Origin of the sequence: Burkholderia sp. Ac-20392 (assembly GCF_017104585.1) — a bacterium.
In the GTDB taxonomy this organism is placed as follows: domain Bacteria; phylum Pseudomonadota; class Gammaproteobacteria; order Burkholderiales; family Burkholderiaceae; genus Burkholderia; species Burkholderia lata.
The window spans coordinates 1-22,297 of record NZ_JAAGPB010000096.1 but is presented as its reverse complement, the minus strand read 5'-3'; the positions used below and the strand labels follow the sequence as shown (position 1 = coordinate 22,297).

At 66.5% G+C, this 22,297-nt stretch carries 20 protein-coding genes and 2 pseudogenes; 9 read left to right on the top strand and 13 right to left on the bottom strand.

Annotation, left to right across the window (positions count from 1 at the left end):
* The 5 genes from G3N99_RS14040 to G3N99_RS14020 all read right to left on the bottom strand — a co-directional run.
* A partial coding sequence (locus G3N99_RS14040; protein ID WP_241011625.1) for a PepSY domain-containing protein occupies nucleotides 1-842 on the bottom strand: 842 nt, incomplete at its 3' end.
* 242 nt (nucleotides 843-1,084) lie between these two features.
* Nucleotides 1,085-1,570 carry a DUF2946 family protein gene (locus G3N99_RS14035; RefSeq protein ID WP_206122669.1) on the bottom strand — a complete coding sequence of 162 codons (486 nt, stop codon included), beginning with the start codon at nucleotides 1,568-1,570 and terminating at the stop codon, nucleotides 1,085-1,087.
* A 103-nt stretch (nucleotides 1,571-1,673) separates the two neighbouring features.
* Complete coding sequence (locus G3N99_RS14030) at nucleotides 1,674-2,219, bottom strand: hypothetical protein (RefSeq protein ID WP_174938090.1); 546 nt, start codon at nucleotides 2,217-2,219, stop codon at nucleotides 1,674-1,676.
* Nucleotides 2,216-2,449 carry a hypothetical protein gene (locus G3N99_RS14025; protein WP_174938092.1) on the bottom strand — a complete coding sequence of 78 codons (234 nt, stop codon included), beginning with the start codon at nucleotides 2,447-2,449 and terminating at the stop codon, nucleotides 2,216-2,218. Before G3N99_RS14025 ends, G3N99_RS14030 begins: the two co-directional genes overlap by 4 nt.
* 93 nt (nucleotides 2,450-2,542) lie before the next feature.
* A complete protein-coding gene (locus tag G3N99_RS14020) occupies nucleotides 2,543-2,866 on the bottom strand; it encodes a DNA-binding protein (protein ID WP_174938094.1) in 324 nt (107 codons plus the stop codon).
* Between the two features lie 595 nt (nucleotides 2,867-3,461).
* Between G3N99_RS14020 and G3N99_RS14015 the strand changes: the two genes are divergently transcribed.
* The 3 genes from G3N99_RS14015 to G3N99_RS14005 are packed head-to-tail and all read left to right on the top strand — an operon-like array spanning nucleotide 3,462 to nucleotide 5,192.
* Nucleotides 3,462-4,094: a LysE family translocator gene (locus tag G3N99_RS14015; RefSeq protein ID WP_174940038.1), complete on the top strand. Its 633-nt coding sequence runs from the start codon at nucleotides 3,462-3,464 to the stop codon at nucleotides 4,092-4,094.
* Between the two features lie 40 nt (nucleotides 4,095-4,134).
* Entirely contained in the window at nucleotides 4,135-4,617 is a 483-nt protein-coding gene (locus G3N99_RS14010; protein ID WP_174940040.1) for a hypothetical protein, read from the top strand.
* Nucleotides 4,614-5,192 (top strand): hypothetical protein, encoded by a 579-nt coding sequence (locus G3N99_RS14005; RefSeq protein ID WP_174940042.1) that lies wholly within the window; start codon nucleotides 4,614-4,616, stop codon nucleotides 5,190-5,192. Before G3N99_RS14010 ends, G3N99_RS14005 begins: the two co-directional genes overlap by 4 nt.
* Nucleotides 5,193-5,290: 98 nt before the next feature.
* Here the strand turns inward: G3N99_RS14005 and G3N99_RS14000 are convergent, their stop codons facing one another.
* Entirely contained in the window at nucleotides 5,291-6,259 is a 969-nt protein-coding gene (locus G3N99_RS14000; RefSeq protein ID WP_206122668.1) for a LysR family transcriptional regulator, read from the bottom strand.
* A 271-nt stretch (nucleotides 6,260-6,530) separates the two neighbouring features.
* On the opposite strand from G3N99_RS14000, the gene G3N99_RS13995 reads away from it, so the two are divergent.
* Nucleotides 6,531-7,859, top strand: coding sequence for an MFS transporter (locus tag G3N99_RS13995; protein ID WP_206122667.1), 1,329 nt, complete (start codon nucleotides 6,531-6,533; stop codon nucleotides 7,857-7,859).
* Nucleotides 7,860-7,987: 128 nt separating this feature from the next.
* Nucleotides 7,988-9,154 (top strand): Xaa-Pro peptidase family protein, encoded by a 1,167-nt coding sequence (locus tag G3N99_RS13990; RefSeq protein ID WP_206122666.1) that lies wholly within the window; start codon nucleotides 7,988-7,990, stop codon nucleotides 9,152-9,154.
* Between the two features lie 68 nt (nucleotides 9,155-9,222).
* On the opposite strand, the gene G3N99_RS13985 is transcribed toward G3N99_RS13990, so the two are convergent.
* Nucleotides 9,223-10,851 (bottom strand): NADP-dependent glyceraldehyde-3-phosphate dehydrogenase, encoded by a 1,629-nt coding sequence (locus G3N99_RS13985; RefSeq protein ID WP_011356284.1) that lies wholly within the window; start codon nucleotides 10,849-10,851, stop codon nucleotides 9,223-9,225.
* Nucleotides 10,852-11,781: 930 nt separating this feature from the next.
* Between G3N99_RS13985 and G3N99_RS13980 the strand changes: the two genes are divergently transcribed.
* Both G3N99_RS13980 and G3N99_RS13975 read left to right on the top strand, forming a co-directional pair.
* Nucleotides 11,782-13,911 (top strand): TonB-dependent siderophore receptor, encoded by a 2,130-nt coding sequence (locus G3N99_RS13980; protein WP_174938104.1) that lies wholly within the window; start codon nucleotides 11,782-11,784, stop codon nucleotides 13,909-13,911.
* Nucleotides 13,912-14,007: 96 nt separating this feature from the next.
* A complete protein-coding gene (locus tag G3N99_RS13975) occupies nucleotides 14,008-14,472 on the top strand; it encodes a hypothetical protein (RefSeq protein WP_206122665.1) in 465 nt (154 codons plus the stop codon).
* Between the two features lie 19 nt (nucleotides 14,473-14,491).
* On the opposite strand, the gene G3N99_RS13970 is transcribed toward G3N99_RS13975, so the two are convergent.
* Nucleotides 14,492-15,439: a LysR family transcriptional regulator gene (locus tag G3N99_RS13970; protein WP_206122664.1), complete on the bottom strand. Its 948-nt coding sequence runs from the start codon at nucleotides 15,437-15,439 to the stop codon at nucleotides 14,492-14,494.
* Nucleotides 15,440-15,665: 226 nt separating this feature from the next.
* Here G3N99_RS13970 and G3N99_RS13965 point away from each other — a divergent pair, with 226 nt between their 5' ends.
* Nucleotides 15,666-16,694, top strand: coding sequence for a DUF1338 domain-containing protein (locus G3N99_RS13965; protein ID WP_174940056.1), 1,029 nt, complete (start codon nucleotides 15,666-15,668; stop codon nucleotides 16,692-16,694).
* 138 nt (nucleotides 16,695-16,832) lie between these two features.
* Here the strand turns inward: G3N99_RS13965 and G3N99_RS13960 are convergent, their stop codons facing one another.
* Both G3N99_RS13960 and G3N99_RS41860 read right to left on the bottom strand, forming a co-directional pair.
* Nucleotides 16,833-18,341, bottom strand: coding sequence for a DKNYY domain-containing protein (locus tag G3N99_RS13960; RefSeq protein ID WP_206122663.1), 1,509 nt, complete (start codon nucleotides 18,339-18,341; stop codon nucleotides 16,833-16,835).
* Nucleotides 18,342-18,732: 391 nt separating this feature from the next.
* A pseudogene (locus G3N99_RS41860) lies at nucleotides 18,733-18,914 on the bottom strand (hypothetical protein); the annotation flags it as partial.
* 380 nt (nucleotides 18,915-19,294) lie between these two features.
* On the opposite strand from G3N99_RS41860, the gene G3N99_RS13950 reads away from it, so the two are divergent.
* Nucleotides 19,295-19,600, top strand: coding sequence for a hypothetical protein (locus tag G3N99_RS13950; protein WP_174938113.1), 306 nt, complete (start codon nucleotides 19,295-19,297; stop codon nucleotides 19,598-19,600).
* Between the two features lie 46 nt (nucleotides 19,601-19,646).
* Here G3N99_RS13950 and G3N99_RS13945 read toward each other — a convergent pair whose 3' ends face one another.
* From G3N99_RS13945 to G3N99_RS13935, 3 genes and pseudogenes are all read right to left on the bottom strand, one after another.
* Complete coding sequence (locus tag G3N99_RS13945) at nucleotides 19,647-20,942, bottom strand: cyclopropane-fatty-acyl-phospholipid synthase family protein (RefSeq protein ID WP_241011624.1); 1,296 nt, start codon at nucleotides 20,940-20,942, stop codon at nucleotides 19,647-19,649.
* Complete coding sequence (locus G3N99_RS13940; RefSeq protein WP_206122661.1) at nucleotides 20,939-21,793, bottom strand: DUF1365 domain-containing protein; 855 nt, start codon at nucleotides 21,791-21,793, stop codon at nucleotides 20,939-20,941. The genes G3N99_RS13945 and G3N99_RS13940 overlap by 4 nt, the downstream gene beginning before the upstream one ends.
* A pseudogene (locus G3N99_RS13935) lies at nucleotides 21,790-22,297 on the bottom strand (NAD/FAD-binding protein); the annotation flags it as partial. The pseudogene G3N99_RS13935 and the gene G3N99_RS13940, both read right to left, overlap by 4 nt.

Sequence of the window (22,297 nt, the reverse complement as noted above, 5' to 3'; positions counted from 1 at the left end):
AAATGTACGAGAAGATCATATGGGCGAAGTAGAAAATGTGTGGAAGAGGAGAAGAGAGGAAGGGGAGAGAAGAGAAGAGGGCAAGAAAGGAAGGGGAGAGAAAGAGGAAAGAGAGAGGAGAGAGAAAAAGGAGTGGAAAAAGGCGAGGAGGACAGCGGAGAAGGAGACAGAGAGAGACAGACTATCCGTAAAGCGACCGTGCCGGCCGCGAGCCAGATGCCGGCCGTCGCATGAATGTTCTTCCACAGCGGCCGGCCGCGCAGCGACAGGTCGGGGCGCAGTGCCTGCCCGACGCGTGCCGCGCCGCGCGGCCACCACAGTGCGATGCCGGTGCCGATCATCACGAAGGTCCAGCACGCGGCGAGTTCCATCAGCAACTCGCCCGTCTTGCCGAGCAGCAGCTTACGATGCAGCATCCGGTCGATCTGCATGAAGCGGTTCTCGACGCTCAGCGTGCCGAGCACGCTGCCGTCGTAGGGGTTCACGTACACGCTCTCGCGACTGCCGTCGCGCAGCCGGAACACGTATTCGGCGCTGCGGTCCGGCGCGGTCGAGACCTGGACGGACACCGGCGTCGCGCCGGCCGGCATCGCGGTGCGCGCGCTCGCGAGCAGCACGTCGGCATCGAGTCGCGGCGTGGCGCGCGGCTCGACGACCAGCCGGTGCGGATACAGCAGCGGTTCGATCTGCGGCTGGAAGCAATAGAGCGTTCCGGTGATCGCGAGGACCACCAGGAACGGCATGACGAACAGGCCGGCATAGAAGTGCCAGCGCCAGAGCGTCCGGTAGCCGGCATGGGCGGATTGGGCGGGCGAGATCGCCCGCTCGACGGTGGTCGACATGGTGTCAGCTCCTCGTGTTCGTTGAGCGGTCACGCCGGCGCGGGCCGGCGGACGTCAACGCGCGTTGCGCCCGCCTGCCGGCATCGACGAAACGGGCGGCGCGGCGCCATGCGCGGAAGGGGCGCATGACGGCGTCGCCCGCGCGAGGCGGGCAGGCGGGTGAACGCTTGAATCAGGTCGTGTGAGACGAACGGCGTGCAGGCCCGCGCACGTCGACGTGCACGAGCCGCTGGGCGGAACCGTCAGCAGAACAGGGGAGGTGCGCGGGAGGGTGGGCGATCGTCGAAGATCGATCGCACGATGGGAATACGGTCGAAGCGAATCCGGAAGCGCCGCGGCGCGGCGGCGGGAAACAGCAGCACCAGCAGCACGAACGACGCCAGTGCCGTGAACAGCGCGGCGCCGAATGCGCACAGGCTGTCGCTGCTGCCGGACGATGCCGTGTTGTCGGCATGCCCGTCATGCTTGAGCGCATCGGCGAGCGCGAGCGCGTCGTTGGCTGGTGTGATCGGCGCGCCGGCATCGAAACGGGCAGCCAGTGCGGCCACGTTGACGATCAGCGGGCCGCGGCCCGAACACAGCACCACCGAGCCCGCATCCGGACCATCCGGATCGAGCATCACGGCGCCCGACATCAGCGCGCGGGACAGCAGCGTCACGAGGAGGAACCCCCACAGAAGCTGTCGCGCGACGCCTTGCCGGAGCAGGAAGCGGCGAAGTGCGTTCATGGCGCGCGATTGTACCTCCGTTTGCAGGGAGGGGCCGGCCGCCACGCTGATGCGCGGCATCAGCCCGGCGTGCTGCCGGACGCGGACGAAAGCACGCGGGTGGCTATTCGGAACCGAACGATCCGCTGCCGGGCGGCGCGTTCGCCGGGCCATACGACCACGTGCCGTCCGCTCGGGCGGTCAGCACGTTGCCCGAGCGCCGGTCGTACAGATGCCACTGCTCGTCGGCCGGATCGTCGCCGTACGGCCAGGTCGTCAGCTTGCCGCCGAGGTCGAAGTCGAACGCCCACGAACCTGGCTGCGCGCACGGCGTGACCGACTGCAGGATCTGTCCGTCGAGCCGTTGCGCGGCGGCCGCGATGTCGCCGGATCGGGATTCGCTGTGTGCGAGCTCGTGACCGTCGAGCGCGATCGACCAATGGCAGTAGCAGATCCACAGGTGCCCGTTGCCGGCCACCGTCACGTGCCGCGACGCGAGCCTGTCCCGCGCGGTCGCGGACAGGTCGGGCGAGCCGGCGAGCGGCTCTCTGACATGCAGCGCGGGTTGCCCGAATTCGAACGTGAGAAAGCTGCCCTGGCCTTTCGTCACGGACCAGGCAGGGGTTTCGCAGATGGCCGGCCAGATCTGGTCGAAGTCGACAGCGTTCACGGCGTGCGTCTCTCTTCGGCGAAACCGGCTTCGGCATCGTTCGCGCTGTCGTCAGCGTCGGCCAGCAGATCGGACAGGTCGGCCGGCGACAAGCGCCGCATCGTCCGCTCGACGTCGTGATCGTAGCGGCGATCGTTCGGGTCGAGATGCTTCTGCGCCTTGCGGCCGTAGCGTTTCACGAACACGCCGAGTGCGCCGGCCAGTCGGGATTTCCGGTTCCTGGGGATCATGCGGCGAGGTCATCGGGCATGCGCGCGCCGCGAATCGGGAAGGGCCGCCGCGGCCGTGCGTGACGCCTGCGGCAGCCGGTGCATTGCGCCGGCTCAGGCCGGATACGCATCGTCGACTTTCAGGTTCGCGAGCCGGAACAGCGTGCGCAGCGTCTGCGGATGAATGTCGCGGTGCGCGGCGAGCGACGTCAGCATGAAGTCGAGCACCTTCGCGTAGCGGAGCAGCACGAGGCAGCGCGCGAGATCGGGCGTGCGGCCGCGCATGTCCTCGGCGAGGTGAACCATTTCGGTGGACAACGAGCGTGCCATCTCGAGTTCCATCTGCTGTTTGTCGGTCCAGTCGGGCAACGGCTGTTCGAGCAGCTTCGAGAGAAAGAGCTGGAACGACGTGTCGGACGAATTGGGCAGCGCATCCATGAAGGGCCTCGTAACTTGCTCGGATCGTTCGGGCGTATCCGGTGGATGCGCCCGAGGGTGGGTTCGTGTCCGCGCGGGGATCGGCGCGGTTGTCACCCGAACGGAATGCAGGTTCCGTACCAGCCCCGCGAGACGATTGTTGAGTATTGTTGAGCGACGATGCGATGAGGGGCGGGAGTCCCGCCGGTGCTGGGTGGCGGAGGTGATCGAGGCCGCCGTCTACACGCGTGATGCGACGAAGACCGGATACCCGGAGCGGCTCGCCGAGGCGAAATGCTTCACGGATGTAACGTAACGCCCGTTTAAATCACGTGACGCGTTTCCGCGACGAACCGCGCGACCCGCGGCGGCCCGTGCATTCCGCCTGCGCCTGCCGGGCGTTCGGCAGGCCGGACGCGGTGCGACAGGACGTTTGCCCCGGAGCGGCGGGCAACGTCCGCGAATGTGACGGGTGTTTCAAATCCGAGACGGATTTACCCGCGGCGATCCGGTTGCGCGCGCTGTCCAACTGGCCCAGCGAATTACCGGCCAATTGTCCATGGGCAGACGGCGCGCGTTTGCCAACAATCGCCTGATCATCCCTGCGAGGTTCGACATGAGCGTCCACGCTTTCTTCTCGGCCAACCTGCTGCTGGCCTACACGGCCTATTTCATCGGGACGGCCAGCCCCGGGCCGAGCAATCTCGCGATCATGTCGGTCGCCGCGAACCAGGGCCGCAAGGCGGCCCTCGCGTTCGCGCTCGGCGTCATTTCCGGATCGATGTTCTGGGCGACGGTGGCGGCGCTCGGCGTGTCGGCCGCGCTGCTGGCGTGGTCGAAGCTGCTGGTCGCGATCAAGCTCTTCGGCGGGCTGTACCTGCTGTGGCTCGCGTTCAAGTCGGGGCGCACGGCGTGGTCGGGCAAGGCGGCGGCGTCGCTGAACGCAGCGGGCGAACAACGGCTGTCGCGCTTCTATGTACGCGGCGCGATGCTGCACCTGACCAATCCGAAAGCGATCCTCGTGTGGGTGTCGATCGTCGCGCTGTCGTCGAACGGCGCGGGCGCGTCGCACGGCGCGGTCGTGCCGGGCTGCCTCGTGATCGGGAGCCTGGTGTTCGGCGGCTATGCGCTCGTGTTCTCGATGGACGGCGCGCGCCGGCTCTACGTGCGCGGCCGGCGCGCGATGGAGGCGTGTCTCGCCGTCGTGTTCGGCGTGGCCGGGATCCGGCTGCTGGTGTCGAACGTGTAGGGTACAGTCGTGCTCGCGAACAATATCCTGCGGGGGGAAGATGAGCCGAAAGATCGAGATCTGGCGTGTCACCATGGTACTGGCGTCGACGAGCTTGCGTAGCCGGGTCAGTGCGCTCCCGGGTGATCTATCGCTGGATGCGTGCTGGACGCTGGAGCAGCAGCAGGGCTATATCGAGGCGATGCTCCAGGATCGATTGACCGACACGCAAGTGTGGTCGCGCAAGTCGGGAGACGATGGGCTTGCGCGCTTCTGTGTGGTCGACGGGGTGCGGCGTCTCAGGGCGATCTGGCAATTCGGGGATGGAAAGCTGCCGCTTTCGTGCACGTGTGGCCCGATCGATGGCGAAGTCGTGGCGGGGCTGCGATATGACGAACTGCCGGAAGTCGTTCGGGCGCGCTTTCTGGCGTACGAGTTTGCAGTGTTCCTGTTCGATGTCGACGACGACGTTGTCGAGGTGTTCGAACGCATCAATCGCGTGGACGGATCGCTCGGAACAATCGAAAGTGGGAACCTGAGGTGAATCGATTCCGTACTATCGCTTCGCGCCTGTCGAGCGCTGGACTGTCCGTTTTCCTGATGTTCGGTTGTGCCACCGGCGAACCGCCATTGACCGAAATATCCGGGGCAAAAGCACCCGTGCTGCACGATCTCGCCGACATCAGCCTCGCGGTCCGATCGATCGACTGCGACGACCTGAACCAGTGTTCGGTCGTGGCGCGAGGCGTTTATCAGGGCAGGACGGTAGGGCTCAAGGTCGTGTTCGGAGTGCGCGTCGGCAATGGCAGGGGAATGGCTTACGAGTCGATCGGCAGGGAAAGCGATGCGCTGCTGGACGCGATGGCGACGCTCTACGGGCAACCGCTTCCATCGCCGCATTTCGCGGCGCGTGTGTATGGCGACATGATCTTGCTGGGCGGCGACCTTCGCAGCCTTCGCACATCCCCGGTACAGGCGAAGGTTTTTCTCTTCGCCAAGGGCGCCCAATCGAGCAGTGCCGAACTGTACACGAACGTCGACGCAAGGCGTGGCGTACTCGAGATCCTTGAGAAGGATCCGGGCTACCGCGAGAACGTACTGGCTGCGCTCGCGCAGTAGGCGGCCGGCGCGCGATGGAAGCGTGTCTCGCCGTCGTGTTCGGCGTGGCCGGGATCCGGCTGCTGGTGTCGAACGTGTGAGGCGGCACGCCCGCGCATCTAGCGGGGGCCGCGCCGCCTGGCCGGGCGCCCGGCGTCGCCCGGTTGCTCCGCCGGGCGCGTGAACAGCGACACGATCGTCTGCCGCAGCCAGCGGTGCGCGGGATGGCTGTCCCAGCGCTGATGCCAGATCACGCAGTAAGGCCGTGCGGGCATGCGCACCGGCGGTTGCCGTGACACCAGTTCCTTTTCATGGATCGACAGATCGAGCAGCGTGGTCGGCAGCACGCCGATGAAATCCGACTCCCGGATGATCGCCAGCGCGGGCGAGTACGCGTTCAGCGTGAGGACGAGATTGCGCTGCAGGCCGTGCGCCGAGAGCAGGCTGTCGTACACCGGCACCCGCATGCCGGAAAACCCGACGTCGAGATGCCGCGCCGCCAGAAAGCGCTTCAGCGTGAGCGGCCCCTTCGCGAGCGGGTGATCCTTGCGCATCAGGCAGCTCCAGTGGATCGGCCACATCTCGTGCGTGCGTACGCCGCTGCTCGGGCTCGAGTCGTTCAGGTATCCGCCGATCGCGAGATCGACGCCGCCGCGGTCGAACATGGCCGGCAGGTCGGCGACGCTGAACGGCGTGATCTCGATCCGCATCGATGGCGCATGCGTGCCCATGTACTGCGCGAGGCGCGGCATGATGCGCTCGACCGAGTAGTCCGACATCGCGATCGTGAAGGTGCCGCGATGCTCTTGCGGGTCGAACTGGTCCGGCGAGATCGCCTGCTTCAACGCGTCGAAGTGCGGCTGGACCGCGGACCACAGCTCGCGCGCCCGCGCGGTCGGGCGTACGCCTGAGACGGTCTTCTCGAACAGCACGTCGTCGAGCGATTCGCGCAGCCTGCGCAGCGCATTGCTGACCGCCGACTGTGAAAGCGCCAGCCGCTCGGCGGCGCGCGTGACGTTGCCTTCGGCCATCAATGCCGCGAACACGCGCAGCAGGTTGAGGTCGAGCTGGCGGAACACATCCTTCATCGCACATCTCCCATTCGGGTGCCGGCATCCCGCGCGTGGCGTCGGAAACCGGAACATCGTGGCGGCCAGTGTCCGGGCGGCGGGCCGTTCGGGCAAGGCCGCGTTTGCCCTTGCCGCGAGCCGGCTGGCGACGCGACGAAGCCGCGCGCCGCGCTCGCACCGTTATTCACGTTGGTGATGATCATATTCCGGAAATCCGTTGGACGCGGTAACGGTGCGCATCGACCATGAGCACGAAGCCACTGCAGCCAGCAGAGGGAGGAGACAAACGATGAAAGAGGATGCAGTGAATCCGGCCGGCGCGATCGCGCTCGATCGCCTTTCGGTTGCGGCGCAGCCGTCTGCGCGGGCCGGCACGATGCGCGACGTCGCGGCGGCCGCAGCAGGCAACGCGCTCGAATGGTTCGACTTCGTGATCTACGGCTATTTCGCCAGCGTGATCGCGAAGCTGTTTTTCCCGGTGGCCGGGCAGGTCGGGTCGCTGCTGCTCGCGACGGCGACCTTCGGCGTGGGGTTCGTCGTGCGGCCGCTCGGCAGTGTCGTGCTCGGGCTGTACGGCGACCGGTACGGCCGCAAGGCGGCGATGTCCTTCACGATCTGGCTGATGCTGGCCGGCACGGCCGCGATCGCGGTGGCGCCGCCGTATGCGCAGGCCGGCTGGCTCGGCGCCACGATCCTCGTATTGGCGCGGCTCGTGCAGGGTTTTGCGGCATCGGGCGAATTCGGCAGCACCGTTGCCTTCCTCGCGGAAAAGGCGCCGCCGCATCGACGCAATTTCTTCGTGAGCCTGCAGATGTCGAGCACGATGCTGGCCATCGTGCTGGGCGGCACGATCGGCACGATCCTGACGACGTCGCTCAGCCCGCATCAACTCGAAAGCTGGGGCTGGCGCGTGCCGTTCGTGGTTGGCCTGCTGATCGGCCCGGTCGGTTTCTACATCCGCAGGAGCGTGTCGGAAACCGATGCGTTCGTGCACGGCGAAGCGCTGCCGGTTTCGCAGGTGCTCAAGCGCCTGTTCGGCGAGCACCTCGCGTCGTTCCTCGCGGCGATCGGCGTGACGATCGTCAGTACCGCCGCGTTCTACATGTACCTGATCTACATGCCGACGTTCGCGGTGAAGCAGCTCGGGTTGCCGATGTCCGCGCCGTTCATGAGTACGACGGTCGCCGGCATCGTGATGGTGGCGATCGCGCCGGTCGCGGGCCTGCTCGGCGACATCTGGCGCCGGCCGGTCGCGATGGTCGCCGCCGCGATCGTCGTGCTGTCCGCGATCACGCTGCCGCTCTATATGTGGATTATCGCGAGCCCGTCGCTGCGCAACCTGCTGATCATGCAGGCCGCCGCCGCTGCGCCGATGGGCGTGCTCGTCGGGCTGGTGCCCGCGCTGGCCGCGCGCGCGTTTCCGGCCGCGGTGCGCAGCACCGGGCTCGCGGTGTCGTACAACATCCCGACGACGGTCTTCGGCGGTTTTTCCCCGCTGATCGTCACGTGGCTGATCGCGACCACGCACAACAAGGCGGCGCCGGCGCTGTACATCGTCGCGATGTCGGTCGTAAGCCTGGTCGCGCTGCTCGGGTTCCGGCGCATGCCGAGCGAATAAGCGAGCCGGATCCGGTTTCAATCCGTATCGCTTAAATAGAGGATAACGAATCAAATGTCCGTTCACGGCGGCATCGAAACGATCGGCCGGACTGGCCGCCCCGTCACTCTCAACAGGAGAAGTCACGCATGAAATTCACCCCTACGTTTGCACCACCCAGCGAGGCGGAACTCAAAGGACGCCTCGACCGCGTGCGCGCACGCATGGCGGAAGCCGGCCTCGATCGTTACGTGGCGTTCTCGCCGGACAACATCTACTACCTGACGAACTTCGCGAACATCGTCCACGAGCGGCCGTTCGTGCTGGTCGTTTCGCGCAGCGGCCCGCCGCAGTTCGTCGTGCCGCAGCTCGAGCAGCCGCATGTGCGGACGCGCTCGATCGGCGAACTCGAGCTGATTCCGTACTTCGAATTCCCGGCGCCGGCCGGGCGCGAATGGAGCGACCGTTTCAAGGCGCTGTTCGGGCCGGGCGAGCGAGTCGGCGTCGAGTCGGTGTGTCCGCTGCAGGTCTATGCGAAAACGCCGGGCGAGCGCGTATGTATCGACATCATCGACGACGTGCGGATGATCAAGTCCGACTACGAGATCGGCCGCCACGTGTATGCATGCGGGATCGCCACCGACGCGCACAACCTGCTGCTGAACGAAGCGCGCCCGGGCCTCGGGATGGCGGAGATGTCATCGCGCATTCGCGGCTTCATCATGCAGCGGCTGCTGGCCGACGATCCGTCGCTGAACCCGTCGGCGACGCGAATCGTCGCGGTGTTCCAGCCGGGCAGCGTGTCGCACGATCCGCACAATTTCAGCAACATCGACATGCGGATGGAGGAGGGCGGCCCGCACGTGTCGATCGTCAATGCGGTGATGAACGGCTACGGCGCGGAAGTCGAGCGGACCTTCTTCCTCGGCCACGTGCCGGACGCGGCGCGGCGCGCGTTCGACGTGATGTCGGAAGGGCGGCGGATCGCGTTCGACGCGGCGATGCCGGGCGCGCTGCTGAGCGACGTCGATCGCAAGGTCAACGACTATTTCCGCCGCGCGGGGATGGGCGACCGGATGCTGCACCGGACCGGGCACGGGATGGGCGTCACCGCGCACGAGGCGCCGTTCTTCGCCGAAGGCTACGACCGGCCGATCGAGAAGGGGATGTGCCTGACGATCGAGCCGGGCATCTATATCGAGGGTGTCGGTGGCTTCCGTCATTCCGATACGGTGCTGATCGGCGATGAAGGCCCGGTTCAGCTGACCGGCGGGCCGCTCGATCTCGACGCGTTGACGTTCCAGGGGCGGGTGTAGTCAAGCGGAGGCGTTAAAAAAAGCCGCTGCACGGGCGTGTGCAGCGGCTTTTTTGCGGATGGCTCGCTTCAGAAAATAAAGCCCGTATTGATGAACTTCGAGTAGTGATCCGACACGATCGAATCGAGCAGTTGCTTGCTGCTGTCGGTCTGCTTCGCCGCGACCATCGAGCGGATCGAGAACGCGCGCAGCGCGTCGCTCACCGACAGCGTGCCTTCCGCCGAATCCTTGCGGCCCGCGAACGGGAACACGTCGGGCCCGCGCTGGCACTGGCAGTTGATGTTCACGCGGCACACCTGGTTCACGAGCGGATCGACGAGCGCGCCGATCTGCGCCGGATCGGAACCGAAGATGCTGACCTGCTGGCCGTGATCCGATGTCGTCACGTAGTCGAGCGCGGTGTCGACGTCGTCGAACGTCGCCACCGGAATGATCGGCCCGAACTGTTCCTCGCGATACAGCTTCATCCCTTCCGACACCGGATACACGACGGCCGGATAGAACAGCGTCTTGCTGAACTCGCCGCCCGAATGGTTGACGACCTGCGCGCCCTTGGCCTTCGCGTCGTCGATCGCGTCCGTCATGTAGGCCGTGCGATGCATGCCCGGCAGCGGCGTGATGCTGACGCCTTTCTCCCACGGCATGCCGATCTTCAGCTGTTCGAGCGCGGCGGTGAAGCGCTTCAGGAATTCGTCGACGATCGAGCGGTGCACGAGCAGCATCTTCAACGCGGTGCAGCGCTGGCCGTTGAACGACAGCGCGCCGAGCAGGCATTCCTTCACGGTGAGGTCGAGATCGGCGTCGGGCAGCACGATCGCCGCGTTCTTCGCGTCGAGGCCGAGGATCGCGCGCAGCCGGTGCGACTTCGGGTGCTGCTTCTTCAGGTGATCGGCCACCTTGCTCGACCCGATCAGCGCGAGCACGTTGATCTTGCCCGACGCGAGCATGTGCGGCACGACCACCGCGCCCGGCGCGTAGATCGTGTTGATCACGCCCTTCGGGAACGCGTCGCGGAACGCCTCGAGCAGCGGCTCGAACAGCAGCGTGCCGTACTGGGGCGGCTTGAACACCACGGTGTTGCCCATCAGCAGCGCGGGGATCAGCGTCGCGAAGGTTTCGTTCAGCGGATAGTTGTACGGGCCCATGCACAGCACGACGCCGAGCGGCGTGCGGCGGATCTGGCCGATCGTGCCTTCGGCGATCACGAAGCGCGAATTCGCGTTGTCGAGCTCCTTCAGCGCGTCGATCGTCTGCGTCATGTACGTGACGGTGCGGTCGAACTCCTTCTGCGAATCGGCGAGGCTCTTGCCGATCTCCCACATGATCAGGTTCACCACCAGCTCGCGCTGCGCGACCATCCGCTTGATGAAGTCCTGCATGCACGCGATGCGCTGCTCGACCTTCATCGTCGGCCACTCGCCGCGGCCGGCGTCGTATGCGCGCACCGCGGCGTCGAGCGCCGCGTCGCTTTCCGTTTCGCCCATCACCGGGTAGCTGCCGATCTCGACCTGCTCGACGCTGCCGTCCGCCTGTCGCACGCACACGGGCGACAGCACGGTCTTGGTCGCGCCGTCCCACGGTCGCAATTCGCCGTCGACGAGCGACACGCGCTGGTGGATCGGCGAAGTGAGCCGGTACTCGGCGGGGATGTCCTGAAAGGCGGGAAACAGCTGCTGCAGGGAGGCGGAATCGGGCATGACGGTCTCGTTTGACGGGGTGTCCGGGAAGGACGGGCGCTGCGAATCCTGAGCTGGGTGATCCTCGATCCTGATTCGGCATCATGACGCGCGGACGACGACGCGTCACGCGTGACCATGGCCGAATCAAAGAATGGAACCAGTTCCATTAAAAAGGAACGCCGGCGCGAATGCAAGATTTGCCGAACCGTCTCACATGCGCCGTAAGCATTTGGAAAGACTGTTGCCGAATGCTTGGTATAACACGCCAACTGCACCCGCAAACGTTTCCCTTGGGCCGGATTGCGCGGATAATGGCCCGGCGCGGCGAAGAAAAAAATGAAGTGAGCCTGAGAGCATATGTAGTGAAGAACAGAAGAAGGTCCGCCGCACTGCCGATGCGAGGTCGGCTGCCCGGAGCGCCGGGTCGGGGTTGCCCGGTCCGGCGCACGCCGGACTTCGAATGCGTTCCGTCTGCTTCGACGGATGCTTCGTGATCCTCTCCAGTCCTTTCGTCGTCGTCCCCCGAATCCCGCCTTTTGCCTGGCCCTTCATCGCCTGATGTGGTCGATGGAATTCTTTCGTTTTTATTACGTATAAGCCGCGTCAAAGCGCGAAACAGAAAGGCAATCGTCAGGAATGCAGAGCGCCATGCGCGTGCACGTTGCGGGCAGGCGACACGTTAAAAATTAACTAAAAATACGAATCATTCTCGTTTAATATTTCGCTCCGTTACGAGTCGTGACAGAGCGTCACGGCTGCTTTCGAGCCGGTCCTGCCGGCCGGCCGCCACCCGCGCCGGCCGTTCACCGGCCCGCTCGCGCGACGAGGCGATCCCTCGCGTGCCGCTTCTTTTCACGGAAAGGATTTCGCCAGCCGATTCACAGCGTGGTTCGCGTATTGGCCGGATGCGTTTCCGTTCGCCGTTTTCCCTCAGCCTCTACTTCAACGATGAAACTCAACAAGAGCGCGTGCCATGCGCTGCTGATCGCCACGTCGCTGGCCGGTGCACGCACCTCCTTCGCGCAGGCGAGCGACGCCGCGGCGACCTTGCCCGCGATTTCCGTCAATGCGACCGCCGAGCACGCGTCGTACGACGGCGGCCATTCGCGCGCGGCGACCAAGACCGACATGTCGCTGATGGACGTGCCGCAGACGGTGAACGTCGTGCCGCACGCGGTGATCGAGGACCAGAACGCGACGTCGATGCAGGATGCGCTGCGCAACGTGCCGGGCGTCGGCTTTTCGGTCGGCGACGGCCAGCGCGACCAGATCACGATCCGCGGCTTCAACAGCATTACGGACCAGTACGTCGACGGCATTCGCGACGATGCGCTCTACTATCGCGACCTGTCGAACGTCGACCACGTCGAAGTGCTGAAGGGGCCGGCAGCCGTGCTGTACGGGCGCGGCTCGGCGGGCGGCATCGTGAATCGCGTGTTGAAGCGGCCGGAGGCGAACCCGGTGCGCGACGTGGGCGTGACGCTCGGCACGCGCGGCGAGCGGCGCGGCGAATTCGACCTCGGCTGGAACGCGAACGATGCGGCGCGTTTCCGGATCACCGGCGCGGCCGAGAACTCGAACAGCTTCCGCGACCAGTTCCAGCTCAACCGTCAGGCGATCGCGCCGTCCGCGCAGTTCAAGCTCGACAGCAACACGGTGCTGAACGTCGAATTCGACTACCTGCACGACCGCCGTACGTCCGACCAGGGGCTGCCTGCGTATCTCGGCCGGCCGGTCGACGTGCCGATCAACACCTATTACGGCTCGGCCGACGCGGCGAACAGCTCGTACAACGACGTCTCCGCGAAGAGTGCGACGGTGTCGCTCGATCATCGCTTCAGCGATTCGCTGTCGTTCCATGGCGCGATCCGCGCGTACGACTTCTCGCTCGAACGCAAGAACTACGTGACGTACGAGCCGATCAAGACCGCCGCGCACCCGGTCGTGACGCTCGACCAGTCGACGCGCCAGCGCACCGACCACGGCATCGACGGCCTGTTCGAACTCACGCAGAAGACGTCGCTGTTCGGCATGCGCCACGAGCTGCTGTACGGGCTCGAGCTGTCGCAGCAGCAGAAGTTCGACACGATCTACAGCGTGTCGAAGGTCGCGACCTACGATCTGTTCAATCCGCAGGCGGTGGTCCTGCCCGGCGTGCCGACCGGTGCGCGGGCGAAGACGAACGCGTCGACCGTCGTCGGGCTCGCGGGCGTCTATGCGCAGGATTTGATTTCGCTGACCGAACACTGGAAGGTGCTCGCGGGGCTGCGCTTCGACTACCTGAACCAGATCCGCCACGACTACACGTCGTCGAACGTCAACCTCGACCGCACCGATCACGCGTGGAGCCCGCGCGTCGGCCTGATCTACGAACCGCTCGACTGGCTGACGCTGTACGGGTCGTTCAGCCAGTCGTTCTCGCCGCTGGCCGATACGCTGATCAGTGCCGGCGCGTTCTCGAACGGCGCCGCGCTCGCGCCGCAGAAGACCACCGCGTATGAAGTCGGCTCGCGCTTCGACCTCGGCGGCAAGGCGACGGCCAGCGTCGCGCTGTTCGACATGCGCCAGACCAACCAGCAGATCGGCGATCCGGCGAATCCCGGCTATGCGTTGCCGATCGGCACGCAGCACGTGCACGGGATGGAGCTGGGCTTTACCGGCGAGATCGCGCCGAAGTGGTCGGTGTATGCGGGCTACGCGTACCTGAACGGCACGGTCGACGGCTCGGCGCAATCGACGGCGGCCGGCGTCGCGGTGTCGAGCAACACGCCGGGGCTGATGCCGCGCCACAGCGCGAACCTGTGGGTGAAGCGCGAGTTGCCGTACGGCTTCTATGCGGCGGCCGGCATGCAGTTCCAGTCGGCACGCTATACGTCGGCGAGCGACCTCGTCACGCTGCCGTCGTTCACGGTGTTCAACCTGGGCGCCGGCTATCGCAGCAAGAAGGTCGACGTGACGCTCACGCTCGACAACCTGTTCGATCGCCGCTACTTCATCGCCGCGCACGGCAATGCGGACCTGTACAACATGCCCGGCGATCCGCGCACGCTGACCGCGACGGTGAAGTGGCACATGTAATGCACGGGGTGCAGGCGTCAGGCGACAATGCGGGTCTTCGTCACGACGACCCGCACCTCACTGCCCATGATCCGCCAATCGATTGAAGTGTCGAGCATGACCGGCCGCGCCCGCGTGCTGTGCGCCGTGTTGTGGCTGGCATGCGGCCCGGTCGCGGCGCACGCGCAGACGATCCCGGCCGACGCCGAACCCGAATGCCATTCGGTGCAGGTCGGCCGGTCGATCACGCTGTCGGGTCGTTACGCAGTCGATTACGCCGACGAAGAGAGCGGGGAGGACGTGTGGTTCGTGGAGGACGACGCATCGGCGCGGCGCTTGCCGGACCGCTCGCAGCGCGCGGGTGTGATCCGGTTCGTGAACCAGCGCGATGCACGGCGCAGTCTACGGCTGCCCGCCGCGCAACCTGAAGGCGTGTGCCGGTTCGACGGGCGCGCGACGCTCGTGATCCGCGATCTGGACACGGTGTGCCCGGGTCTGGAGGAGCCCGATCACGCGCGCCTGGTGAAGGTGCTGACGGCCAGCCGGCCGACACGACACGCATGCGAGGCCACCGCGCCATAAGGCTGGCGCGACCGCGCCGTTACTCGACGTCCTCGTCGTCCACCATCTCGTCGCCATCCGCATCGGGATCCGGCGATGCATACGCGCTCGCCTGCTCGAGCAGCCAGCCGCGGAACAGCTCCAGCGGCTTGCTGTGGCTGAACTCCGTCGGATACACGAGGTAGTACGCGGAATCGCCGACGGTTGCCGCATCGCACGGCACCACCAGCCCGAGCTGCTGCAACTGTTCCTCGACGAAGAATTTGGGCACGAGCGCGATGCCGAGCCCGGCCGCGGCCGCGCTGATCAGCATCGTGTGCAACTCGTAGCGCACGCCCTGCATCGTACGGATGTCCTCGACGCCGTGCGTCTCGAACCACTGCGCCCACGCGCCGGGGCGCGTCGTCGAGTGCAGCAGCGGGTACGCGAGCAGATCCTCGACGCTGTGCACGGGCCCGTCGAGCAGCGCCGGCGAACAGATCGGCACGACTTCCTCGCCGAACAGGTAATCCGACGACGTGCCGGGCCAGGTCGGCTTGCCGTAGTGGATCGCGGCCTCGAAGTGGGTGTCCTCGAACGAGAACAGGTCGGTGCGGCTGCCCATGTTCACGCGCACGTCGGGCGTGCGGTCGTAGAAGCTCTTGATGCGCGGGATCAGCCAGTGCGACGCGAAGGTCGGCAGCACCGCCAGCTCCAGGTAGCCGCCGCCGCTGCCGTGCGCGATGATCGACAGCGTGTCGCGGTCGAGCGCCTCCAGCGCGCGCCGCACCTGCGTGCCGTACAGCTTGCCGGCGCGCGTCAGCACGACGCGCTGCTTCACGCGGGCGAACAGCCGCACGCCGAGGCTCGCTTCGAGCGTCGCGATCTGGCGCGACACCGCGCTTTCGGTCAGGAACAGCTCCTTGGCCGCGTGCGTGAAGCTCTCGTGGCGCGCGGCGGCTTCGAAAGCCACGAGCGCGCCCATGTTGGGAATCTTGAATTTGCGCATGATGTTCGATTCGTCTGACGATCAGGCCCGCACGGCACAAGGCGGTAGGCGGAGCAGGGGAGCGGCTGATAATTCCAAAAACTCATCACGTATCAATTTAATCTCGCTTTACGCCCGGCTGCAACCCTTTGAATAATGCTCCCCACGCAAGGTCAGGCGCCCGTGAGGCGGCCGGCCGACGAGTTGCCGGCACGTTTGCCGGCGGTCCCCCGAGACGAGAATCCTGATGCGCAATCCGAATATCGAGAGCTTGCTGACGAAGCTGCTGGGACAGGCGAAGACCGACGCCCTGTTCTCGACCCTGAACATGCCGGCCATCCTCGAAGAATGGGAAGACGGCGTCGTGACGCGCGCGGAAATCGCGCAGGCGATGAACATGGCGCTGTTCGAAGGGCTGCTCGACCGTTCGGCGAACGGCCGTGCGTATACGGCCGACGCGATCGAAAGCGGCGGCTCGGTCTATTTCGACCACGGCGCGCTGCGCACGGTGCGCTGGCCGAACACGGGCGCGCTGCCGCCGGGCGAGGCTGCGTTCACGCGCATCCTGCGTCCGCTCGGCTTCCGCCTGAACGGCCGTTACCCGCTCGACAAGCTCGGCATGACGGGCCGCGCATATGCACATGAAGACGCGCCGGACGAAATCGCGCAGTTCTTCGTCAGCGAGCTGCATCCGGAGCGTTTCTCGAAGGAATTCCAGCAGGCCGTGACGAACGTGGTGAGCACGTCGCGCGATCCGCTGTCGCCGGCAGCCGTCGCGCTGCTGTGGGAAGTCGAGCGCGAAGGCTGGCTGTCGCTGGAGGCCGCGCACGCGCTGCTGCCGGAGATCGTCGGGGCGTTCGCACGCCAGCACGACCTGCCGAACGAGCTCGACTACGAGACGCTGCTGATGGAATCGGCGGAAATGGCGTGGATCTCGACCGAAGGCAACGCGTTCAACCACGCGACCGACCGCGTCGCCGACGTGTTCAAGCTGTCCGACGACGAGAAGGCGAAGGGCCGCCCGATGAAGCCGGAAGTCGAGCGCTCGCGCTCGGGCCGCGTGTTCCAGACCGCGTATCGCGCGGATACCGTCGAGCGTGAATTCCGCACGCGCGACGGCGGCACGGTGAAGCGCAACGTGCCGGGTTCGTTCTACGAGTTCATCACGCGCAAGCGCACGTTCGACCAGGCGGCGCGCCGCTGGGTGACCGACCTGCGTTTCGATGCGGGCAACGCGCAGGGCATCTTCAAGATGACGGCGAGCGCGGCGAAGTAACGCACGCGAAGCGGCCAACAGGGCGCGCGGTGGCGGCGTGATCGCCGTGCCGGTGCCGGCGGGTCGCAGCTGAGGGAAAGGATGACCGATCGGGCAGGGCGCGACAGCGTCCTGCCCGATTGCGTTTGGCGGCGTGCGTCAGTCGCGCGGCGCCGTCGCGTCGCGCAAGGTGCGCGCGTCGTAGCGACGCGTGCTGTCCTCCGCGGTCCCCGGCTCGACGACGCGGAACGTGGCCGGATCGGCGCCGTCGATCTCGACGAGGCTCACGTAGCCGACGATATACGCGTGCTTGCTGTCGCGCGCGAAATCGTCGTCGAGGAATTCGAGCGTCGGCAGGTGCACACGCTTCGTCGACACCGGCCGGCGGCCGAAGAACAGCTTGTCGCCGGCGCGCAGGAACGTCGGGTGCAGCACCTGGAGCGCGCTGGCCGGCACGTCGACCTGCAGCGGCTTGCCGTCGCAGAACAGGCGCTCGCCGTCCCACGCGTAGCTGCCTTCGACCTGCAGCCGATCGGGGTCGATGCCTTTCTTGACGACGCCGAGGTGAAACGCCCGCGTCGCATCGCGCGCCCAGCCGCCCGACAGCACGCGGAACGCAGCCGGATCGGCGCCGCGCAGCGGCTGCGGCTGGGCGGGCGTGAACGCGTAGAACACCGTGACGCCATCGGTGAAATAGTGCGGGCCGAGCACGCGCAGCGCATCGATCGGCTGGTCCGAGAAGCGGGTCAGCTCGATCGGCATTTCCGCACAGGTCCGGTACGCCCAGTGAATGCCGTGCGCGTCGCCGCACAGCCAGTCGATCGAACCGAAATCGAACAGCGTCTCGCGTGCGGCGAAGGTCGCGGGATCGAAGCCGGTCAACGTCGCGTCCTGGAACCGCACCGTCGTGTCTGCGGCCGGCTGTTGCTGCCGATGCCACCAGTAGTCCCGCAGTTCGGGGCGCATCGTGAAGAAGCTGCGCCAGTCGTCGAACAGGCGCGTCTCCTGCACCGTCTGCCGCTCGCCGGATTCGATCGGGCCGATCCGGTCGGTGCATCGCAGGTAGCCGGCCTCGTCGGGCCCGCACAGGAAGCTTGCGCGATCGATGTCCTTCGGCCGGCCGTAGTAGTACACGCGATCGGCATCGGCGAAGTAGCCGCCCGGGAAGCCGATCGCGCTCGCGCCATGCGAGCCGTTGATGCGGCGGCCGTTCATGTAGATCGATTCGTCGTCGGTGGCGATGTATTCGTGCTCGCACGTCTCGAACGTCACGCCGCGACCGTCGGCCGGCCGGTTCCAGGTTTCGTAGACGAGCGGCCGGAACGTGTGCGGGCTGCGCGTGCGGATCGTCCGGCCGGTGATGTAGTACGCCTGCCGCGCATCGCGCGCGTAGCGCTGGTTCAGGATCTCGAACGTGTCGAGATCGGCGTCCTCGATCCGGTAGTAGTACAGCATCACCATCGCGCTGCCGAGTTGCCCTTGCACGATCACGTGTACGCCGTCGGTGAACCAGCGGCCGCCGATGCAGCGGAACGCGTGCGGCCGTTCGATCGGCAGCGGCTTGCCGTCCTTGGCCCACAGCGGCAGGCCGTCCGCGCGGCGGATCACGGTGTCGCCGGCGATCGCGTAGTCGGGATGGTTGGTGTCCTGCAGGGGCGGCTGGGGCATGGCGGGTGGCGCGCGGGCGTCGTGGCGGTCGCCGTAGTATGCCGTGGAATACGGGCGGGAATGCGGACGGCGCGCCGCTGGGTGACCGACCTGCGTTTCGATGCGGGTAACGCGCTGGGCATCTTCAAGATGACCGCGAACGCGGCGAAGTAGCGCAAGGAAAGCGGGGCGCACGCACGAACCGCGATCTGAACCGCCCCAGGAATTGTGGAGGCGGGTTGGCGCTGAGTCAGTGCAGGCACGTCAGCGGCATTGGCGGGTTGCCTCCAGCAGTTTGCGTCGTCCTCAACTGGCTGCGTTGCCGGTTCATCTGTATCCAGCATTTCGATAGGCCATCGACCTGCATGTTGGCCCGCCGGGCACGCTTGATCTCCGGTTGCAGAATCGCACCGCGTTGGCCTCGGTCGACCGTCTCGCGCCTGACCCAATCCAGCGGCGTCGGCGCTGTACGGCCGATCTTCGGCGCTATCGATTCCATTGGAGCAATCGATTCGAGCGCCACCCCCATCGACGATCGTCGCGACGCTGCTCGCATACCGGACGCTCCGCGCGCTCCCGGACTTCCGGCGAAATCCAGCCTGCCTTCTCGTTCCTGACTCGATGCTTCCGCGAAGCCGAGTCCCACGAAATTTCGTGCGGTTCAGGGCGGCGTCTGCCATTTCGGGGAAAGGCCGCCATCGACACGACAGTCGGCCTCAAGGGTTTACACGGCCAGAAAATTCTCGACGCGCCGTGTCACATCCATCGGCACGGGACGACAAACGTCACGCCAGTCGAACCATCATTCATCAGCCGATTCGTCGTAGCGCTTGCCTGGGAGAAGCCGTTCGATCACCCGGTCGATGGATTGGGCGAGGTCTCGATGGCAACTGGCCATTCATGACACGCGCTCAGGAAACCCGTGCATGCGACACGGGCGCTTCCCGACGTCCCTTCTTGACAGGAGAACCCGGATGAACCCGATTCGCAAGCTCATGCTGTGTGGCGCCATTCCGTTCCTGCTGGTTGCCGGTGCGGCACAGGCAGACGGCGGCGGCATTGGTCGCAGCGGTACCTACATGTCGCACACGAGCGACTGGACCATGATGATGATGGACAAGCTCACGCCCGAGCAGCGCACGCAAGCCATCGTCATCCAGCAAAAAATGATGGCGATGGAAATGGAGCACAACGAAGCGATGGCAAAGCTGCAGATGCAGCACGACAAGGACATGATGGCGTTGCAGAGCCAGTTGCTCGAACTCTACAAGGGACACTGAGAGTCGCGAGCCCGGTGTCGAACGCCGGGCTCGTTCCTTCACGTCGTCAACACAGCCCGCTTTGGCCACCTGCGTCGCGGCGAATGCCGCCGTGGCCACGCGGATCGAGAGCCTGCGCGTCACGCCGGTCTCCAGCCGACACGACGAAGTGCATCACGTCGGTGCGCCGCTCGACGAACGCTGCTTCGCAATAGGTCAGGTACAGGCGCCAGGTGCGGATAAAGATCTCGTCGAACCCCTGTGCGCGGACGGCGTCGAGGCGCGCCTCGAACGCTGCGCGCCATGTTTGCAGCGTACGCGCATAGTCGAGTCCGAACGCGAGTACGGGTTCGGCGGCGAGACCCGCGCGGCGCGCCGCCTCGATAAAGCGCCCGGGGCTCGGCAGCATGCCGCCCGGAAAGATGAACTCGCGGATGAAGTCGCTCGACGCGCGGTAGGCCTCGAACTGCGAATCGTCGATCGTGATCGACTGAATCAGCGCCCGCGCGCCCACCTTCAGGCGCTGCCTGAGCGTGTCGAAATACACCGGCCAGAATGCTTCGCCCACGGCTTCGAACATTTCGATCGACACGATCGCATCGTATTGTCCGTCGATATCGCGGTAGTCGCGCAACTCGACCGTCACGAGATCGGACAGCCCCGCGCGTGCGATCCGCTCGACCGCCAGCACGTATTGCGCGCGCGAGATCGTCAGCGCATGCACGCGGATGCCCTGGCGTGCGGCGTGCATCGCGAAGCCGCCCCAGCCGCAGCCGATCTCGAGCACGTGCATGCCGGCGCGCAGGCCGAGTGACTCGACGATGCGCTGGTATTTCGCCGCCTGCGCATCGGCGAGCGGGCGCTGCTCGTCGCCGTCGAAACAGGCGCTCGAATACGTCCACGTGTCGTCGAGCCACAGCCCGTAGAAGCGGTTGCCGAGATCGTAGTGCGCGTGGATGTTGCGGCGGCTGCCGGCGCGCGTATTCATCCGCAGCCGGTGGCGCAGTGCATACCAGACGCGGGCGAGGCGGCCGCCCGTGAGCGTCTGCGCGATCGCCGGCTCGTTGCGGATCGCCAGGCGCAGCAGCGTGACGAGGTCGGGGGTGTCGACCCGGCATGCGCGGTACGCCTCGGCGAACCCGATGTCGCCCGCACGCAGGATCGCGCGGCACGCCCGCCAGTCGTGGATCTGTAGTGTCGCGGCCGGCTGGCGATGCGGATCGCCGAATACGTGTTGCGCGCCGTCGGGCGTCACGAGCGTCAGGTGCCCGTGCCGGAGGCGTCGCAGCAGCGCGACGAACAGCCGGGGCGAGAGCGGCATCGCCGGTTGCGACGCGCACGAGAGCAGATGCAGCAGGGTCATGGGCGGACCTCGTGATCGGACATCGCTGGACTGCATGGCGGCGAGGCCTGCACGGGCGGGGACGCGGGCGCGTCCCCGGAGGGCGGCTGGGCCGGGGGCGTCCTGCCGTGGAACGGCACGCGCTTGAGCCAGAGCCGCAGCGCTTGCCAATGGATGCGGAGGACGACGGCGAGCGCATTGAGCGGCTGCCGCGTGAGCGCGCGCCACGCGCGCGCGGCGGTCAGCGGTTGGGCCCGCATGCCGAGCGCGGTACGCAGCAGCAGGCCGCCGTCGTCGCGGTAGTCGATGGCGACGAGCAGGCGGTCTCCGCACTGCCGCACACGAAACGCGTAATGCCCGACGACGTCGCAGAAAGGCGATACGTGAAACGTCTTGCGGCACACGAGCACGGTGCCGCCGCCGATCGGCGCGTGGCACGGCGCGCTCAGCAGGTAACCGTGGTGCGCGCCGAATGTGTTGCGCACATCGGCATACAGCGCGCGGAGCCGGCCCGCACGGTCGTAGCAGTACCAGAAGCTCACCGGATTGAATGCGTGGCCGAACATGCGCGGAATCGTCTGCAGCCAGATCGGGCCATCGGCCGGAATGCCGGCTTCGGCGAGGCGGGCACGCATCCACGGTGCGAGCGGCTGGCCGTCGCGCGGGCCGTAGTCGCGCGACGCGAGGCCGAGCGGCCGCCAGCGATCGATGCCGAACCAGCGGCCGTCGATCTCGTGGAGCCGCTCGACGTCGCAGCAGACCTGGAAGAGCGGATACGTGAACGCGTGGCGCACGGGCCGCAGCCGTTCGTGCGTCACGTACCCGACGAGAAGCCGCGCGGCGCTGCCGTCGCGTGCGAACGGCGCATTCATGACGTGGCCCAGGCCGGCTTCACGCCGAAATCGTCGACCACGCGCAATGCGGATTTCAGGCCGTCCTCGTGAAAGCCGTAGCCGGTCCACGCACCCGCGAACCACGTGCGGCGCCGCCCTTGCAGCGCGGGCAGGCGTTGCTGGGCATCGACGGCGGCGAGATCGAGCAGCGGATGCTCGTAATCGTAGCGACCGAGCTGCGTGCCGGGCGCGGGCGCGTCGACCGGATTCAGCGTGACGACGACCGGCGTGCGGAATGGCAGCGGCTGCAGCTGGTTGATCAGGTAGCTGACGCACACGGGCGATGCACCGCCGGCGGCCGGCGCGGTACGGCGGCTCAGGTAGTTCCACGCCGACCAGACGCGCCGCCGGCGCGGCAGCAACGCCGTATCGGTATGCAGCACCGCGACGTTGTGCCGGTAGCGCACGGCGCCCAGCACGCCGCGCTCGGCGTCGCTGGCGTCCGCGAGCAGCCGCAGGCTGGTCGGCGCGTGGCACGCGAGA

Excerpts from the sequence above, each read along its gene's own strand:
- G3N99_RS13970 (WP_206122664.1), bottom strand. The coding sequence starts at position 15,439 with ATGCGCAAATTCAAGATTCCCAACATGGGCGCGCTCGTGGCTTTCGAA.
- G3N99_RS13965 (WP_174940056.1), top strand. The coding sequence starts at position 15,666 with ATGCGCAATCCGAATATCGAGAGCTTGCTGACGAAGCTGCTGGGACAG.
- G3N99_RS13960 (WP_206122663.1), bottom strand. The coding sequence starts at position 18,341 with ATGCCCCAGCCGCCCCTGCAGGACACCAACCATCCCGACTACGCGATC.
- G3N99_RS13940 (WP_206122661.1), bottom strand. The coding sequence starts at position 21,793 with ATGAATGCGCCGTTCGCACGCGACGGCAGCGCCGCGCGGCTTCTCGTC.
- G3N99_RS13945 (WP_241011624.1), bottom strand. The coding sequence starts at position 20,942 with ATGACCCTGCTGCATCTGCTCTCGTGCGCGTCGCAACCGGCGATGCCG.
- G3N99_RS13985 (WP_011356284.1), bottom strand. The coding sequence starts at position 10,851 with ATGCCCGATTCCGCCTCCCTGCAGCAGCTGTTTCCCGCCTTTCAGGAC.
- G3N99_RS14015 (WP_174940038.1), top strand. The coding sequence starts at position 3,462 with ATGAGCGTCCACGCTTTCTTCTCGGCCAACCTGCTGCTGGCCTACACG.
- G3N99_RS14020 (WP_174938094.1), bottom strand. The coding sequence starts at position 2,866 with ATGGATGCGCTGCCCAATTCGTCCGACACGTCGTTCCAGCTCTTTCTC.
- G3N99_RS13975 (WP_206122665.1), top strand. The coding sequence starts at position 14,008 with ATGACCGGCCGCGCCCGCGTGCTGTGCGCCGTGTTGTGGCTGGCATGC.
- G3N99_RS14010 (WP_174940040.1), top strand. The coding sequence starts at position 4,135 with ATGAGCCGAAAGATCGAGATCTGGCGTGTCACCATGGTACTGGCGTCG.
- G3N99_RS13990 (WP_206122666.1), top strand. The coding sequence starts at position 7,988 with ATGAAATTCACCCCTACGTTTGCACCACCCAGCGAGGCGGAACTCAAA.
- G3N99_RS13995 (WP_206122667.1), top strand. The coding sequence starts at position 6,531 with ATGAAAGAGGATGCAGTGAATCCGGCCGGCGCGATCGCGCTCGATCGC.
- G3N99_RS14000 (WP_206122668.1), bottom strand. The coding sequence starts at position 6,259 with ATGAAGGATGTGTTCCGCCAGCTCGACCTCAACCTGCTGCGCGTGTTC.
- G3N99_RS14035 (WP_206122669.1), bottom strand. The coding sequence starts at position 1,570 with ATGAACGCACTTCGCCGCTTCCTGCTCCGGCAAGGCGTCGCGCGACAG.
- G3N99_RS13980 (WP_174938104.1), top strand. The coding sequence starts at position 11,782 with ATGAAACTCAACAAGAGCGCGTGCCATGCGCTGCTGATCGCCACGTCG.
- G3N99_RS14025 (WP_174938092.1), bottom strand. The coding sequence starts at position 2,449 with ATGATCCCCAGGAACCGGAAATCCCGACTGGCCGGCGCACTCGGCGTG.
- G3N99_RS13950 (WP_174938113.1), top strand. The coding sequence starts at position 19,295 with ATGAACCCGATTCGCAAGCTCATGCTGTGTGGCGCCATTCCGTTCCTG.